Here is a 13,775-nt window from a genome sequence, read left to right as displayed (position 1 = left end):
TCGTGCAGGCCCGGGGAAAATTTGCCGGGGAAGGGGAGGAGCCGAAGCGTACAATGGGTTGGATGGTCCGCACTGGCCTGGGGACAGATGCGCCCCTAGTAGCTGTCACCGTACAGGGCAACGGCCGTGCTTCCCTGCAGTACCGCAAATCAAAAGGAGGAGAAGTAGCGCAAATAAAGTCTGCCGCCAAAGCCCCTGATGTGATGCAGCTGGAAAGAAAAGGAGATCGGTATATCCTGTCGGTCGCCCGTTTCGGAGAACCATTTCAGACGCAAGAAATTTCAGGTATAGCCTTAGGGGATACGGTGTATATGGGGCTTTTTGTATCTGGCACTAATAACAAGGAGGCGGTGGCCAAAGCTGTATTTGACAATGTGCGCATCACCATTCCGGCAAGCGAGGACCTGGAGCCCTACCGCGAGTACATCGGCAGCAACATCGAAATACTGGATGTGACGACAGGAGATCGGAAGATCGTTTATGCAGAGCCCCGCTCGCTGCAGGCTCCGAACTGGACACCGGATAACAAGGCGCTCCTCTACAACGCCAGCGATGGCCTCATCTACCGCTTCGACCTGGAAAAGAAAACTATTTCGCAGCTCAATACCGGAAACGTGACCGCCAATAACAACGACCATGTGATCTCTTTTGATGGAAAAACGCTGGGACTGAGCAGTTCGAGCGGGGATCAGAAGTATGGTTCGCTTGTGTATACCGTGCCTATCCAGGGCGGCCAGCCCAAGCAGATCACACCCATCGGGCCGTCCTACCTGCACGGCTGGTCTCCGGACGGCAAGTACCTGGTGTATACCGGCGAGCGCAACAGGGAATACGATATTTATAGGATACCGGCAACCGGTGGGGAGGAAGTCCGGCTGACCACGGCACCCGGCCTGGATGACGGCTCGGAATACAGCCCGGATGGCCGCTACATTTACTTTAACTCTGTCCGGTCCGGCACGATGCAACTCTGGCGCATGAAGCCCGACGGAAGCGGGCAGGAGCAGCTGACCTTTGATGCATATAACAACTGGTTCCCGCATATCTCACCGGATGGAAAATGGATCTTGTTCCTCTCCTACATGCCCGATGTGAAGCCTTCGGATCATCCGTTTTACAAGCAGGTATACCTGCGCCTGATGCCGGTGGAAGGGGATCGGACGCCCCGGGTTGTTGCCTATCTCTACGGTGGTCAGGGCACCATCAATACGCCTTCCTGGTCGCCGGACAGTAAAAAAGTAGCTTTCGTCAGCAACAGCGATATGGGCAGTAAGAAATAAACCCCTTTGGCTATACCTGGGCGGGATTGCATCCGCCTTCCGGAAATTTACCTGCACCGGGTTGGCAGAAAGTTCCTGTTTCTACGTTAGTACAGTTGGCAGACGGCTTACCTAGTAAGCTGATTTGCTTCATCATTCTCCGGGCATGCATACTAAAAAATTCTACAACGGCTTATACGGATCCAATTCGATCGAATTCGCGAAAGGTCTGATCTATGTCTATCCGTTTGGAGAGATAGGCAAAAACAACGACGGGCAGGTAAAACCGCATGCGCACAACAACCTGCTGCAGCTCTTTTTCGTGGAAACCGGCACCACCGAATTTCACGAAAGTTCGCATAAAACCATCATCGAAAGTCCGGCCTTGATCGCTGTGCCCAAAAACATGGAGCACGGCTTTGTGCACCTCACCGAAGTGACCGGCTGGATCATCAACCTGGCCGATACCGTGCTGGAGCACATGTTGCAACGCGAAGGAGAGGTGGTGTTCGGGATGGACGAGGTACACATCATACCAATCACAAGCGAGGACACAGCCTCTGTGGCGGTGCATGCGACCATGCAGAAATGTGTTGAGGAATATAACAGCCAGTATCCCGGCCGCCTGCTGATGTTGCAGTACCTGGTCGGCCAGATGCTGGTGCAACTCTACCGTATTTCCCTGGGCGGGCAGCAGACCATCGTTTCGGCCGACAACATCAGCAAGGTATACTACCGGAGGTTTCAGCAGCTTATTAAAGAAGGGCATACCTATAAGAAGCATGTGGAGGAGTATGCCCGCGACCTGTTCATCTCCACCGGGCACCTGAGCAGGATATGCCGCGGGATCGCAGGCAAATCGCCGAAGGAAATTCTCATCGATTATTTTATCACCGAAGCCCAGCTGGCCTTATCGGATGTGGACCGCAACATTTCCGACATATCCTATACCTTAGGTTTTGACGACCCAGCTTACTTCGCCCGCCTGTTCCGGAAAAGAACCGGTTTAACTCCTATGGCTTTCCGCAAAAAGATCGGGGTCAGGTATAGCTGACGCCCATTAAATTTTTTAAGGATGTTCGATTTGTCTTGGTAATAAGCGAATAGTCCTACTTCTCGGGTAGCAGGAATGCTAAATTTGTAAGACTTAGTAAGTGGTCACTTCCCAGGGTGAGCATCCACTCACTATGTTTTATTTAGTATGTATGGATAGTGTCATGAGAGAAGTACAGATCGAAAGCATAGAAACCACAATAGTCGACCTGCCGACTATACGTCCGCACCACCTCTCCATGGCCGTGATGCGCAACCAGACCATGGTCATCGTCCGGCTGTTTTGCAGCGATGGGATCGAGGGCCTGGGTGAGGCAACTACCATTGGGGGGCTGAGTTACGGCGATGAGTCGCCGGAGGGGATGAAACTCACGATCGACACTTATGTGCTGCCCCTGTTGCAGGGCAAATCAGCCCTTAGCGTCAATGCCCTCATGTCGCTGCTGGACCACCACATCAAAGGCAACTACTTTGTTAAATCGGCCATCGAAACGGCCCTGCTGGACGCGCAGGGAAAACGACTGGGTGTAACCGTTTCTGACCTCCTCGGCGGCGCCGTCAGCCGCACTTTGCCGGTGCTTTGGACCCTGGCAAGCGGAGACACCAGCAAAGACATTCAGGAAGCACAGGAATTCATCGCCAACGGCCGGCATAACACGTTTAAACTTAAGATAGGCCGGAATGATCCGAAGGTGGACATTGCCCACGTCGTGGCCATCAAAAAAGGCGTCGGCCCCGATATAAAAGTAACGGTCGACATCAACCAGGCCTGGTCCGAAAGTGTAGCCAAACAAGGGATCACCCTGCTGCAGGATGCCGGTATAGACCTGATCGAGCAGCCCATTGTGAAAACAAATTTTGACGGGCTGGCGCGCCTCACACAATACTTCCGGGTACCGATTATGGCAGACGAAGCCGCCGGTACCGTATCGGACGCTTTTAAACTGGCTAAAATTGGCGGCGGCAGCGTCTTTGCTCTGAAGATCGCCAAGTCCGGTGGCCTGATCAACATTCAGAAGCAGGCCGCTATCGCCCAAGGCGCCGGCATCAGCCTTTACGGAGGTACCATGCTCGAAGGTACGATCGGCACCGTCGCATCGGCCCAGGTTTTCAGCACCATCCCCACCCTGGACTGGGGCACCGAATTGTTCGGCCCGCTGCTCCTCACCGATGATATTGTAAAAAACCGAATCAGCTACGGCAACGGTGTGCTGGAAATTCCCGAAGGTCCCGGCCTGGGAGTCGAACTGGATATGAATCAGGTAGAAAAATATAAAAGAAAATAAGCTATGTTATTTCACGTGCACATGACGGTAAACATCCCGCTCGATATGGATAAAACCTATGTCGATGATCTGAAAGCAAAAGAGAAAGCCTTGTCCCAGGAACTGCAGCGCCAAGGCAAGTGGACGCACATCTGGCGCGTAGTCGGCAAGTATGCCAATGTCAGCATTTTTAACGTAGACAGCGCCGGCGAACTGCATGAGCTGCTCATGTCCTTGCCCCTTTATCCCTTCATGGAGGTCGAAGTAACGGCCCTCTGCCAACATTCTTCTTCTGTCAAGAACGAAGAAGAAGCCCACTGATACACCACCCGCTATACCTTAAAACTAATTACCTAAAACTATAACAGAAACTATCATGGAAAGATATCAGATAGACGCAGTAGTTGAAAGAATCAAATCAACCGAAATCCCGGGCCAGGGATCAGACCGCATCAAGGAAATCGTAAACCGCCTGACGACCGACCTGTTTTACGCCATCGAGGACCTCGATATTCAGCCGGAAGAGATCTGGAAAGCGATCGACTGGCTTACCCTGACCGGGAAAGCGAATGAGTGGGGGCTGGTTGCCGCCGGCATCGGCCTGGAGCATTTCCTGGACCTGCGCATGGACGAGGCTGAAGCAAGAGCAGGCATCACCGGCGGTACACCGCGAACGATCGAAGGCCCGCTTTACGTAGCAGGTTCTCCTGAATCGGTAGGGTATGCCGAACTGGAAACCGAGCCGGAAGTAGGCGGAGAAAGACTCTACATGCAGGGCCAGGTGAAGGATGACGAAGGGAATCCGGTGCCAGGCGCGAAAGTGGAGGTATGGCATTGCAACCTGAGGGGCATGTACTCTATTTTTGATTCTTCACAACCTCCCTACAACCTGCGCCGGGCCATCATCACTGACGAAAACAGCCGGTACCAGTTCAAGAGCATTTTGCCGGTAGGCTATAGCTGTCCTCCGGGTGGTGCCACCGACCAGATGCTCAAAGCGATCGGCCGCCATGGCAGCCGCCCGGCACACATCCACTTCTTTGTCACGGCCAAAGATCACCGCAAACTGACAACCCAGATCAACATAGAAGGCGATCCGCTCATCTGGGACGACTTTGCTTTCGCAACCCGCGAAGATCTCATCCCCCACATTACGCGCTACTCAGAAGCTGAAGCGAAAGAAAAATTCAACATCCAGGAGCCTTTCGCTTCCATCGACTTTGACTTTGTGATCCATAAAGAAACAGCAGGTGTTTTCAAAGCAGAAATCGAACGCACAAGAGGCCCGCGAGTCTAGCTTTTGCCAGGCTCTAAGCTGAACCCATCCTGTCCTTTCATAGCGCGAGCACTCCGGCTCGTGCTATACCTTCCCAGGCCCAGTAGATAAGACCGGCCTTCCGGCTTGCCTTCACAGGCACGAGCAAAAAGCTTGTGCCCTGCGCAGCTGCGTGCCTGTTTTTGCCTGCAAATACCACATCTCACCTTTAACAACGACTGATTTTGAACCAAGAACCTTCGCCTTATGGAAATAACCAAAGAGTACCTCAATGAACTGCTAGTGGATGATCGGGAAAGCGGCCAGTTCAAGTACAAAAGAGAGATCTTCACCGAAGAGGCCCTTTATGAACTGGAGATGAAGTACATTTTCGAAAGCAACTGGGTATACCTGGCCCACGAAAGCCAGGTGTCCGACAAAAACGACTTCTTCAGCACCTACATCGGCCGGCAGCCCATCTTTATTTCCCGCAACAAGGAAGGGGAGCTGAATGCCTTTATCAATGCCTGCTCTCACCGGGGAGCCATGATCTGCCGCCACAAGAAAGGAAACAAGTCTACCTTTACCTGCCCCTTCCACGGCTGGACGTTCAACAACTCCGGCAAACTACTCAAAGTCAAAGACCCCCGGGAAGCCGGCTACCCGGAACAATTCAACTGCGAAGGCTCCCATGACCTGAAAAAAGTGGCCCGGTTCGGTTCCTACAAAGGCTTCCTGTTTGGCAGCCTGAACCCCGATGTACCTGCATTGGAAGAGCATTTGGGCGAAACGGCTAAGATACTGGATATGATCACGGACCAGGCGCCGGAAGGTATGGAAGTCTTGAAAGGCACGTCCAGCTATATCTATGAAGGCAACTGGAAACTACAGGCCGAAAACGGGGCGGATGGGTACCATGTCAGCTCGGTGCACTGGAACTACGTGGCGACGACCAACCGGCGAAAATCAGGCGAATCGAAAAACGAGACCAAGGCCATGGATGCCAGCAGCTGGTCCAAGCAGCAGGGCGGCTTCTACGCTTTTGACCGCGGCCACCTGTTGCTCTGGACCGCCTGGGCTGATCCGACCAATCGGCCGGCCTACAAATACCTGGACGAGTGGAAAGAGAAGTATGGCAAGGAACGGGCCGAATGGATGGTCGCCTACCTGCGCAACCTGTGCATCTACCCCAATGTCTACTTCATGGATCAGTTTGGCTCCCAGATCCGGGTATGGCGGCCTATCAGCGTCAACCGCACCGAAGTGACCATCTACTGCATTGCTCCCGTGGGAGAGGATGCGGCAGACCGTGCCCACCGCATCCGCCAGTACGAAGACTTTTTCAATGTGAGCGGGATGGCCACCCCCGATGACCTGGAGGAGTTCAGAGCCTGCCAGGCAGGTTACGCCGGAAAAGCCATGGCGTGGAACGACATCAGCCGGGGCGCGGCCCACTGGGTGAACGGACCGGATGAGAATGCGGGGAAAATAGACCTGCATCCGAAGATGAGCGGCCTCAAAACGGAAGACGAAGGCCTGTTCGTGCTGCAGCACCACTACTGGCTCGAGACGATGAAGGCTGCCCTCGACAAAGAACAGACAACCCATACCCTCTAACCTTGCCCTGCCATGACGGACTATCATAAAATACTAGCATTCCTGTACAGCGAAGCACGCTGTCTGGACGACAAGCAATGGGACGAATGGTTGAAGTTCTACGACGATGCCTGCGAGTTCTGGATGCCTGCCTGGGACGATGAAGACGAGCTGATCACCGATCCGCAACGCGAGATCTCCCTCATCTACTATGCCAACAAGGGAGGGCTGGAAGACCGGATTTTCCGGATCAAGACCGAACGCTCCAGTGCTTCCATGCCCGAGCCCCGTACGGCCCACCTGATCTCCAATCTCGAAGTGCTGGAGGAAACCGAAACGGAGGTAAAGGTTCGCTTTAACTGGAACACGCTCAGCTTCCGCTACAAGGTGACGGACTCCTATTTCGGTTGCTCCTTCTATACCTTAAAAAAGGCAGGGGACAGCTTCCTGATCTCCAACAAGAAGATCATTCTCAAAAACGATTATATCCGCCAGGTAATTGACATTTATCACATCTAAACCAGCGCTTACTATGCCTCATATAGCTTTAAACTTTGAAGATGGAATCACCCGGATTATCGAAGGCTTACCGGGAGAAACGATTGCTGAAGCGGCGTACCGCTTGGGTATAAACATCCCGTTGGATTGTGCCGATGGTGCCTGTGGGACCTGTAAGTGCCTCTGGAAATCCGGCAAATATGACCCGGGCGATTACATTGAGGAGGCCCTGACCGAGGATGAAGCGGCGGAAGGATACGGGCTGGCCTGCCAGATGCGGCCGGAAGCGGATGTAGTGGTGGATATCCTGGCGAGCTCGGCAGCCTGTAAAATAACCACGGCGACTTTTGACACGACGATCACCGGGCTGGAATTTGTGTCCCCCGAGATCGTGAAACTGCAGGTGAAAACAGGAGGCGAGCGCATCCATTTTTTGCCCGGACAATATGCCAACATCGAAATCCCCGGTTCAGGAACCACCCGTTCCTACTCTTTCAGTAACCTGTGCAACACCTCCGAGCTGGAGTTCCTGGTTCGCCTGGTGCCCGGTGGTTTGATGAGCGTTTATCTGCAGGACCAGGCGCAGGCTGGAGATGCATTAGCACTGACAGGCCCTATCGGCAGCTTTTACAACCGGGAGATCACCCGGCCCACCCTGTTTTTTGCAGGTGGTACCGGTATAGCGCCTTTCCTGGCGATGCTGGAGAAGCTGGCAAAAGAGGGCGTTTCACACCCGATCCAGCTCTTTTTCGGCGCCACAACAGAAGCCAATCTGGTCGAACTGGAACGTATCCGGGCTTTTTCGGAAGTACTGCCGCTGGAACTGCATTGTTGTGTTTCCGGGGAAAGCACCACTCAGTATCCTACCGGGTTTGTCACGCAGTGGATAGACAGGAAAGCATTAAAAGTGCCGCTCTACGACGTCTACATCTGCGGGCCGAATGCCATGGTGGATGCTGTGAAGCTGGCTTTGGCGGAAGAGGAAATACAGTACGAAAACTTTTATACCGAAAAATTCCTGCCTTCCGGTTTGTCTGAGGCCAAATAAGCTGCAGCGTTAACATTTTGAGGAGCTGCCAGAAGCGTTCCTGATACTTTTTATAAGCTAAGAGATGTTCTTTAAAAATAGATTTCAACAGAAAGTAGCCATCGTAACCGGAGCAGCGCAAGGGATAGGCAAGGGAGTAGCCGTCAGGATGGCACTGGAAGGTGCAGCCGTTGTCCTGGCGGATCGCTCGCCGTTAGTGCAGGAAGTGCTGCAGGAGATCAGAAATGCAGGCGGTACGGCCATTGCGGTAGAAGCGGACCTGGAAAACCTGCAGGGTTTTGAAGTCGTGACAAACGCGGGTCTGGAGGCATTCGGAAAAATAGACATACTCGTAAACAATGTAGGGGGCACCATCTGGGCTAAACCTTACGAACACTACCAGGAATCCGAAATTGAGAAAGAGATCAGAAGGTCCCTGTTTCCTACGCTTTGGGGCTGCCGCGCCGTGTTGCCGGGTATGATCGAAAACGGAGGCGGTGTGATCGTCAATGTCTCTTCCGTTGCCACCCGAAGCGTCAACCGCTTGCCCTATGCCGCTGCCAAGGGAGGGGTGAATGCGATCACGGCCTCACTTGCTTTTGAACAGGCTGCCCATAACATCCGGGTGGTAGGTATAGCCCCGGGCGGTACGGAAGCGCCGCAGCGCCTGATACCCCGGAATGAGAATCCGCTAAGCGAGCAGGAACAGGTATGGTACCAGCAGATCGTGGATCAGACTACCGAATCGAGCCTGATGAAGCGGTATGGTACGATCGAGGACCAGGTAACCGCCATTCTTTTTGTGGCTTCCGACGAAGCCAAATACCTGACCGGCATGACCATTCCGGTCGCCGGTGGAGACCTGGGTTAGGTAGTTTCAGGCTGGGTGCGGATTTAGTATCCTGTCCGGGCTGAAGCGCAGGGGATAGCAGGCCAAGGTTGGAGACGCCCGCGATTCAGAAATAGAGTTATAGGTTTTAAACTACAGATTATGCCAACTGTTAAATTATCGAATTTCGACTGTTACTACGAATACCAGGATTTTGGGAATGCAGACAGCATTGTCTTCTCAAACTCCCTGGGGACCGACTATACCATGTGGGAAAAAGTAGTGGATGTCCTGAGCCACCATTTCAATGTACTGCGGTACGATACCCGCGGCCACGGACAAAGCAGCATCCGCACCGATACGGTAAGCATTGCTTCCCTGGGGCAGGATGTGCTGGAACTGCTCGATCACCTGAAACTGGAAAAGGTGTATTTCTGCGGCTTGTCCATGGGCGGGCTGATCGGGCAGTGGCTGGGTATACATGCCCCGGAGCGCTTCCATAAGATCATCATCGCCAACACGGCCGCTAAAATAGGCACCACAGAAGGCTGGAACGCGCGCATCGAACAAGTAAAGGAACAGGGGCTTGAAAGTATTGTGCACGGGACAGCGCAACGCTGGTTTACAGCTGACTTTAGGGAAAAGCACCCCGAGGTAGTCCGTGCTATCCTGGACATATTCGTAAAGAATTCCGTGCAAGGCTATACAGCCAATTGTGCCGCTGTGCGGGAGGCTGACTTCAGGGAAGACCTCTTCGAACTGGAAGTTCCCACCCTCGTCATCAGTGGTATACAGGATGTGGTTACCACCCCGGAAGACGGGAAATTTCTGGCCAGAAAAATACCCAATTCCCGCCACGTGCAGCTAGACGCCGCGCATTTATCCAGCGTCGAGCAGCACGAGGAGTTTGCCAAACACATTCTGCATTTCAAGGAGCATTGATCCGAAATTCTGAAAAGAAACGCAGTACGCAGCAGGTTTAAGATGTAATACGTTATATACTGTAACCGGCTGATAATGAAAGATTATAGCATAATAAAGGCAGGATGGGTTCATCTGACGCAACCTGTACACACGCACAACAAAATTTATAAAAGCTAAACATGAAATCGGTACCCCAACTAACCCTCGAAGAAGCAGTCGCTTTGGTAAAGGATGGCGATATATTATTACAAGGCGGATTTGGCATGACAGGCAACCCTGTCCACCTGATGCACGCTCTGGCAGAAACCGGAACGAAGAACTTAACTTTTATAGGGAATAACGTCGGGGAGGCCGGCATAGGAGGCGGTCGCTTGCTACGGAACGGGCAGATCAAAAAAATGATCGGCTCCTTTTTTACCAGCAACCCGGAAGCCGTGAAAGCTGCCCAGGACGGGGAGGTAGAGTACGAGTTGTTACCGCAAGGCACATTGGCAGAAGCCATCCGGGCGGGCGGTGCAGGTATAGGCGGTTTTTATACCCCGACATCCGCCGGTACAGAACTGGCAAAAGGTCGGGATACCAAGGTTATCCAGGGCAAAGAGCAGGTATACATCGAGGGGATCCGGGGAAATGTGGCCTTTGTACGTGCCTGGAAAGCGGACACGGCCGGTAACCTGACCTACCGGATGACAGAGCAGAATTTCAACAGGGCCATGGCTACTGCTGCCGATCTGGTAATAGCGGAGGTGGAGGAAATCGTTCCGGTAGGGGAGATCGCCCCGGAACATGTGCATACGCCGGGCTCTTATGTCCATTACCTGGTGCAGGCTTCCCTTAATCTCGAAGACCTGGGCTCCTCTGCTTCGGTAGACTCTTCCCGGAAAGTGGATGAGAAACGCATGAACATGGCCAGGCGCGCGCTTAAGGAACTGAAGAAAGGCGATGTCGTGAACCTGGGCATCGGCATTCCAACCTTGGTGGCGGACCTGATCACACCCGCAGATGGCATCGTGATGCATACCGAAAATGGCATGCTGGGCGTAGGCCCTTCGCCCCGGGATGGCGGTGGCGCTATGGACTACCCGGTGAATGCCGGCAAAATACCGGTAACGGCACTTCCGGGTGCCAGCTATTTCGATAGCGCCGATTCCTTTGCCATGATCCGCGGCAAGCACGTGGACATCGCCGTGATGGGGGGACTGGAAGTGGACGAAAAAGCCAACCTGGCGAACTGGGCCGTGCCGGGCCAACCTTTGCTGGGCGTAGGCGGTGCCATGGACCTGGCGTCCGGTGCCAAAACACTCATCATCACCATGCAGCATACCAACAAGGACGGGTCGCCTAAGATCGTTCCGGCCTGTAAGCTGCCCCTGACGGCACTACAGGCGGTGGACATGATCATCACCGAACTGGCCGTGTTCAGCTTCATTGAAGGACAGCTGACACTAACAGAACTGATGCCCGGAGCAACACTGGAAGAGGTACGAGCTAAAACAACAGCTAATTATGTAGAACTCCTGGCTTAAAGAAGAAGTATACCCGGAGCCTGGCCAGCTCAAAGGTGAAGGCACATAAACAATGGCAAACAAACTCTTAAGGTATAGCCTAGGTTCTGATGTAATTATTTATGGAGTCAGGTGCACGATCGGGTTTTTGGTGGGCTATCAACTGTACCTGGCTTTTCCGGAATACGAACTGTACTGGACGATCATCTCGATCTTGCTGGTCATATCCCCGGAGGAAAAAGATTCCCGGAAACTTTCGGTGGAACGCTTTAAATCCAACCTCATCGGTTCCAGCGTCGGCCTGGTTTGTTTCCTGTTGCCTGTGCCGGAAGTTGTCATGATGATGACCGGAATTGTCCTCTCGATTGCCATCTGCCACCTGTTCAACCTGATGAATGTGGCCAGAACGGCGGTGGTGGCCCTCATCATTGTGCTGATACACGAGCAATCCACGATGACCTATTGGGCCGCCCTGGAGCGCTTTCTGTCCGTTACGCTGGGGTGCCTGATCGGCCTCTATGTTACGGTCCTGACATCAAACATCATCCAGTATCTGAGAAAGAAATCGAAGCTGGAGAACGAGTAACCTTTAATTCAAAAAGTCATGAACAAAGAAGCATATATTGTAGATGGGATCCGTACCCCGGTGGGTAATCTGGGCGGGATACTGTCCGCTGTCCGGGCCGATGATCTGGCCGCGATGGTGATCAAAGAATTGGTAGATCGAAACCCCAAGATTCCAAAAGAAAGCATCGATGATGTCATCCTGGGCTGCCACAACCAGGCCGGGGAGGATAACCGGAATGTGGCCCGCATGGCCGCCTTGCTGGCCGGGCTTCCGGTTACGGTACCGGGCGAAACCGTCAACCGCCTGTGCTCCTCCGGTATGTCGGCTATTATGCATGCGGCAAGAGCCATTAAATCCGGTGAAGGCGATGTATTTGTCGCAGGCGGTGTGGAGCACATGACGCGCGGTCCGCTGGTGGTCTCCAAACCTTCCAAGGCTTTTGGCAATGACTCCAGGATGGAAGACTCCACCTTCGGCTGGCGCTTTATCAATCCCAAGATGGAGGAAGCGTACGGTGTTGACCCGATGGGAGTCACAGCCGAGAATTTAGCTGAGATGTACGACATCTCCCGCGAAGACCAGGACAAATTTGCCTACCATACCCAGATGAAAGCGGCGGCAGCGCAGGAGAACGGCAATCTGGCGGAAGAAATCATGCCGGTGAGCATCCCACAGCGTAAAGGCGACCCGGTCGTAGTGTCCAAAGATGAGTTTGTACGCCCGAATACCACCCTGGAAACCCTTGCAAAACTTCGTCCGGCATTCAAAAAAGATGGTACGGTCACAGCCGGTAATGCATCCGGACTCAACGACGGGGCAGCTGCCACCTACATTGTATCCGGTGAGGCCCTGAAGAAATACAACCTGACGCCACTGGCCAGAATTGTCAGTTCAGCGGTGGTAGGGGTAGAGCCGCGCATCATGGGCATAGGCCCTGTTCCGGCTACCGAAAAAGCCTTGAAACGCGCCGGTCTTTCCCTGTCTGATATGGACATCATTGAACTGAACGAGGCATTTGCAGCGCAAAGCCTGGCCTGCACCAGAGCCATGGGCCTGGCCGATGACGATTCGCGCGTGAACGTAAATGGCGGCGCCATTGCCTTGGGTCATCCGCTGGGGATGTCCGGTACACGCATCGTTTACAGCGCGGCCTTGTCTCTGAAACGGCAGCAGAAACGCTATGCCCTGGCTACCATGTGCGTGGGGGTCGGGCAAGGGTATGCTGTGGTCATCGAACGGGTCTGACGCCAGCCGTTTTAACGCTTTGAACAGGAATAAAGATGAGTAAGAAACAAGACATACTTGATGCTGCTTTAAAGCTATTTACAGAAAACGGAGCACGGGCTACCTCCACCAAATCAATTGCTTCTGAAGCCGAAACTTCAGAAGCATTGATTTTTAAACATTTCGGTTCCAAGGACAATCTGTTAGAGGAAATCATCAAGAAAGGCTACCAGGCCGCTGCCAAAACAACGAGTCCTTACCTCATCGGGCAGACCCCGAAGGAGTATATCGCCAAAATGATCGAGCTGCCCATTATTCTGACCAAGTCCAACCCGGACTTCTGGCGGATGCAGTATAAGATCATCGCCTTAAACCTGATCTCCTCCCGGTACCACGATATCTTCATGCGTCCCTGCTTTGAGAAACTGACCATCAGCTTTGAAAAACTGGGGTATAAGCAGCCTGCCCTGGAAGCAGAACTGCTGCTGATTCACATCGACGGGGTTTGGAAATACCTGGCTGCCCATGCGCTCGATTCAGAACGGGAAAATGCCCTGATCTCCACCATGAAGGAGAAGTATAACCTGTAACCGGTTCTTCTGTCTACCAATAAATCGGAATCGGAATCGGTGTACAGGGAAGTCGGCATACCTGAGCACCTGAGCCGAAGACAGAACCGCTAGCGCTATACCTGACAAGGCCCGCTCTGAGATGATCTGTGCGGGCCTTGTCAGGTATAGCTTGTCGGGAATAAGAAGTTTACGTTACTGTG

14 protein-coding genes are annotated in these 13,775 nt (G+C 53.2%); all 14 read left to right on the top strand.

Annotated features, from left to right (window positions below):
- Positions 1–1,280: TolB family protein (locus OB13_RS01485; RefSeq protein WP_461488372.1), on the top strand; the 1,280-nt coding region annotated here is incomplete at its 5' end.
- 145 nt (positions 1,281–1,425) lie between these two features.
- Positions 1,426–2,313 carry a helix-turn-helix domain-containing protein gene (locus tag OB13_RS01480; protein ID WP_461488371.1) on the top strand — a complete coding sequence of 296 codons (888 nt, stop codon included), beginning with the start codon at positions 1,426–1,428 and terminating at the stop codon, positions 2,311–2,313.
- A 163-nt stretch (positions 2,314–2,476) separates the two neighbouring features.
- Positions 2,477–3,598, top strand: coding sequence for a muconate/chloromuconate family cycloisomerase (locus OB13_RS01475; protein WP_461488370.1), 1,122 nt, complete (start codon positions 2,477–2,479; stop codon positions 3,596–3,598).
- A 3-nt stretch (positions 3,599–3,601) separates the two neighbouring features.
- The gene (catC, locus tag OB13_RS01470) at positions 3,602–3,898 is read left to right on the top strand and encodes a muconolactone Delta-isomerase (RefSeq protein ID WP_461488369.1); all 297 of its coding nucleotides are present in this window, start codon (positions 3,602–3,604) and stop codon (positions 3,896–3,898) included.
- A 55-nt stretch (positions 3,899–3,953) separates the two neighbouring features.
- Positions 3,954–4,874, top strand: a complete 921-nt coding sequence (catA, locus tag OB13_RS01465; protein WP_461488368.1) for a catechol 1,2-dioxygenase — start codon at positions 3,954–3,956, stop codon at positions 4,872–4,874.
- Between the two features lie 225 nt (positions 4,875–5,099).
- A complete protein-coding gene (gene benA / locus OB13_RS01460) occupies positions 5,100–6,449 on the top strand; it encodes a benzoate 1,2-dioxygenase large subunit (RefSeq protein ID WP_461488367.1) in 1,350 nt (449 codons plus the stop codon).
- A gap of 12 nt (positions 6,450–6,461) precedes the next feature.
- Positions 6,462–6,947, top strand: a complete 486-nt coding sequence (gene benB / locus OB13_RS01455; protein WP_461488366.1) for a benzoate 1,2-dioxygenase small subunit — start codon at positions 6,462–6,464, stop codon at positions 6,945–6,947.
- Positions 6,948–6,960: 13 nt separating this feature from the next.
- A complete protein-coding gene (benC, locus tag OB13_RS01450; protein WP_461488365.1) occupies positions 6,961–7,974 on the top strand; it encodes a benzoate 1,2-dioxygenase electron transfer component BenC in 1,014 nt (337 codons plus the stop codon).
- 64 nt (positions 7,975–8,038) lie between these two features.
- Positions 8,039–8,824 carry a 1,6-dihydroxycyclohexa-2,4-diene-1-carboxylate dehydrogenase gene (locus tag OB13_RS01445; RefSeq protein WP_461488364.1) on the top strand — a complete coding sequence of 262 codons (786 nt, stop codon included), beginning with the start codon at positions 8,039–8,041 and terminating at the stop codon, positions 8,822–8,824.
- A 120-nt stretch (positions 8,825–8,944) separates the two neighbouring features.
- On the top strand, positions 8,945–9,724 hold the full coding sequence (gene pcaD / locus OB13_RS01440; protein WP_461488363.1) for a 3-oxoadipate enol-lactonase: 780 nt from the start codon (positions 8,945–8,947) through the stop codon (positions 9,722–9,724).
- Positions 9,725–9,885: 161 nt separating this feature from the next.
- Positions 9,886–11,232, top strand: coding sequence for a 3-oxoacid CoA-transferase (locus OB13_RS01435; protein WP_461488362.1), 1,347 nt, complete (start codon positions 9,886–9,888; stop codon positions 11,230–11,232).
- 52 nt (positions 11,233–11,284) lie between these two features.
- Positions 11,285–11,797, top strand: coding sequence for an FUSC family protein (locus OB13_RS01430; RefSeq protein WP_461488361.1), 513 nt, complete (start codon positions 11,285–11,287; stop codon positions 11,795–11,797).
- A gap of 18 nt (positions 11,798–11,815) precedes the next feature.
- The gene (pcaF, locus tag OB13_RS01425) at positions 11,816–13,024 is read left to right on the top strand and encodes a 3-oxoadipyl-CoA thiolase (protein WP_461488360.1); all 1,209 of its coding nucleotides are present in this window, start codon (positions 11,816–11,818) and stop codon (positions 13,022–13,024) included.
- A 35-nt stretch (positions 13,025–13,059) separates the two neighbouring features.
- Positions 13,060–13,593, top strand: coding sequence for a TetR/AcrR family transcriptional regulator (locus OB13_RS01420; RefSeq protein ID WP_461488359.1), 534 nt, complete (start codon positions 13,060–13,062; stop codon positions 13,591–13,593).
- Positions 13,594–13,775 lie beyond the last annotated feature (182 nt).

The organism is Pontibacter sp. HJ8 (assembly GCF_054824225.1).
This window is presented reverse-complemented; position numbering and strand designations above follow the sequence as displayed.

Coding starts and splice junctions, on each gene's coding strand:
- OB13_RS01445 (WP_461488364.1), top strand. CDS start 8,039: ATGTTCTTTAAAAATAGATTTCAACAGAAAGTAGCCATCGTAACCGGA.
- benB (WP_461488366.1), top strand. CDS start 6,462: ATGACGGACTATCATAAAATACTAGCATTCCTGTACAGCGAAGCACGC.
- OB13_RS01475 (WP_461488370.1), top strand. CDS start 2,477: ATGAGAGAAGTACAGATCGAAAGCATAGAAACCACAATAGTCGACCTG.
- benC (WP_461488365.1), top strand. CDS start 6,961: ATGCCTCATATAGCTTTAAACTTTGAAGATGGAATCACCCGGATTATC.
- OB13_RS01420 (WP_461488359.1), top strand. CDS start 13,060: ATGAGTAAGAAACAAGACATACTTGATGCTGCTTTAAAGCTATTTACA.
- pcaF (WP_461488360.1), top strand. CDS start 11,816: ATGAACAAAGAAGCATATATTGTAGATGGGATCCGTACCCCGGTGGGT.
- catC (WP_461488369.1), top strand. CDS start 3,602: ATGTTATTTCACGTGCACATGACGGTAAACATCCCGCTCGATATGGAT.
- OB13_RS01480 (WP_461488371.1), top strand. CDS start 1,426: ATGCATACTAAAAAATTCTACAACGGCTTATACGGATCCAATTCGATC.
- pcaD (WP_461488363.1), top strand. CDS start 8,945: ATGCCAACTGTTAAATTATCGAATTTCGACTGTTACTACGAATACCAG.
- catA (WP_461488368.1), top strand. CDS start 3,954: ATGGAAAGATATCAGATAGACGCAGTAGTTGAAAGAATCAAATCAACC.
- benA (WP_461488367.1), top strand. CDS start 5,100: ATGGAAATAACCAAAGAGTACCTCAATGAACTGCTAGTGGATGATCGG.
- OB13_RS01435 (WP_461488362.1), top strand. CDS start 9,886: ATGAAATCGGTACCCCAACTAACCCTCGAAGAAGCAGTCGCTTTGGTA.
- OB13_RS01430 (WP_461488361.1), top strand. CDS start 11,285: ATGGCAAACAAACTCTTAAGGTATAGCCTAGGTTCTGATGTAATTATT.